A 1,107-nucleotide genomic window follows, 5' to 3' on the forward strand; every position below is an offset into this window, starting at 1 on the left:
TCCCAGTCACGCGGCCTGAGCTGGTACTTCTCCGAGTCCAGGTACTCCTCGCTGCCCTCCCTGAGCGGGGTGTTCTCACACAGCTCGTAGCCGCTGTAGATGCCCCAGGCGGGGGAGAGGGTCGCGGCGAGCACGGCCCGCACCTCGAACGCCGGCCGCCCGCCGTGCTGGAGGTAGGCGTGCAGGATGTCCGGGGTGTTGGCGAAGAAGTTCGGCCGCATGTAGGCCGCCGCCTCCCCCGACAACTCACCGAGATACTCGGTGAGTTCCTGCTTGCTGTTGCGCCAGGTGAAGTACGTGTACGACTGCTGGAAACCGATCTGGGCGAGGGTGTGCATCATCGCCGGACGCGTGAACGCCTCGGCCAGGAAGATCACGTCCGGGTCCTTGTGATTGACCTCGGCGATGACCCGCTCCCAGAACACGACCGGCTTGGTGTGCGGGTTGTCCACACGGAAGATCCGCACACCATGACCCATCCAGTGCCGCAGGATCCGTACCGTCTCGGCGACCAGACCGTCCATGTCCGCGTCGAAGGCCACCGGATAGATGTCCTGGTACTTCTTCGGCGGATTCTCCGCATACGCGATGCTCCCGTCGGGGCGGTGACGGAACCACTCGGGATGCTTGTGCACCCACGGATGATCGGGCGAACACTGCAACGCGAAATCGAGCGCGACCTCAAGACCCAGCTTGTGCGCCTCTTCGACGAAGTGGTCGAAGTCCTCGATCGTCCCCAGGGCGGGATGCACGGCGTCGTGCCCGCCCTCCGGCGAGCCGATCGCCCACGGCACGCCCACATCCTGCGGCCCGGCGGTGAGGGAGTTGTTGGGCCCCTTGCGGAACGTCGTGCCGATGGGATGGACGGGCGGCAGATAGACGACGTCGAAACCCATGTCCGCGATCGGCTTGAGCCGGCGCACGGCCGTACGGAAGGTGCCGTGCGGCTGCCCGGCGGTGCCCTCCGAACGCGGGAAGAACTCGTACCACGAGCCGTACAGGGCCCGTTCACGCTCCACCAGCAGCGGCATCGCGTCGGACGCGGTCACCAGCTCCCGCAACGGATGACGGGCCAGCAACGCCTCCACCTCCGGCGCCAGCGCCGCC

The 1,107-nt window shown here is 66.9% G+C and carries 1 protein-coding gene; it reads right to left on the minus strand.

Annotation, left to right across the window (positions count from 1 at the left end; all coding sequences use genetic code 11):
• On the minus strand, nt 1-1,107 hold a 1,107-nt coding region (locus ACIGXP_RS40030; RefSeq protein WP_399776964.1), incomplete at both ends, for an alpha-amylase family glycosyl hydrolase.

Source organism: Streptomyces sp. NPDC053069 (genome assembly GCF_044546895.1).
Taxonomy (GTDB): domain Bacteria; phylum Actinomycetota; class Actinomycetes; order Streptomycetales; family Streptomycetaceae; genus Streptomyces.